Annotated in this window: 1 protein-coding gene; it reads left to right on the plus strand. The window is 31.0% G+C overall.

Features of this window, described 5'->3' with window-relative positions:
- Positions 1–442: 442 nt before the first annotated feature.
- Positions 443–1,021 carry a hypothetical protein gene (locus GQR55_RS19940; RefSeq protein ID WP_166421958.1) on the plus strand — a complete coding sequence of 193 codons (579 nt, stop codon included), beginning with the start codon at positions 443–445 and terminating at the stop codon, positions 1,019–1,021.
- Positions 1,022–1,038: the final 17 nt, after the last annotated feature.

Genomic DNA, 1,038 nt, shown 5'->3' on the forward strand with positions numbered 1-1,038 from the left:
ATAGGCGCTGTGGAGTTAAATCCAGAGCAACACAAAGAAGCTGCTTAACAATTTAGGCGACAACTGTCTTGAAAAACGCCGCTTTTAAAAAATGGTAGAAATTTTTCTGTTAACAAAAAAATTCACAAAGATACAAAGAGCTATACCAAAGATAAATTCAATAGAAATATTAATAATTATAAAAAAATTATTTTAAATACCCTATCTATTTACTACATAGACAATTACAAAAAACGAACAGAAGTAATAAACTTCTACAGTTTGCTTATGCAATTACCTAATCAAAAAAGAGAGCACAGGGATCCAACATTAGAGTTCAAACTTGGTTTTAACAATGATATTGCAATGATTTTAATTCTCAAGAACGATGAATTAAATAATGACTTGTTAGATTAATTATTACATCTTCACCACTAAATTAATTGTTTTAAATGGATATCTTATGACTGAACATGAAAAACAGCAAAAAGAAGAAAGAGATTTTTTAAAAATTATAATGATAATTTTTTTAAGTACAATGCTTGGAGTTTGCTGGGTATTTGGTCACTTTTTTGGATTTTCGCCATCAAAAAGTCTCGACGTTTGGTATCAAACAGCAACAATTTTCACTGGCGTTACAACTCCATTTATTTCTGCAATCTCAGTATTTCTTTTATACTTTGTTTGGAAAGATAACCGAAGAGAGTTAGCTGAAACAAAAAAAGCTTTAACAGAGCAATCTGATACTCAAAACTTTAGTGTTATTAAAGATGCTGTTTTTGAAATTGCTGATCAAGTTAAGGTTTGCCTTCAAAAGGATGTTGTAATGGGTATGGGGAGTAATGGATGGATATTGAGTAATGTAAATTCCCCTGTTTCTGATACTCGATTTTTACCTGATGAACAAGGTAAAGAACAAAGAGATGAAATGAAATTAGAATCGTTTTTACAATTATATTTTACATTTACGCGCAGTCGGCGTTTTTCAAGACAGTTGTCGCCTAAATTGTTAAGCAGCTTCTTTGTGTTGCTCTGGATTTAACTCCACAGCGCCTATTG

The sequence above is a fragment of the Pseudoalteromonas sp. Z1A8 genome, assembly GCF_011378855.1.
Classification (GTDB): domain Bacteria; phylum Pseudomonadota; class Gammaproteobacteria; order Enterobacterales; family Alteromonadaceae; genus Pseudoalteromonas.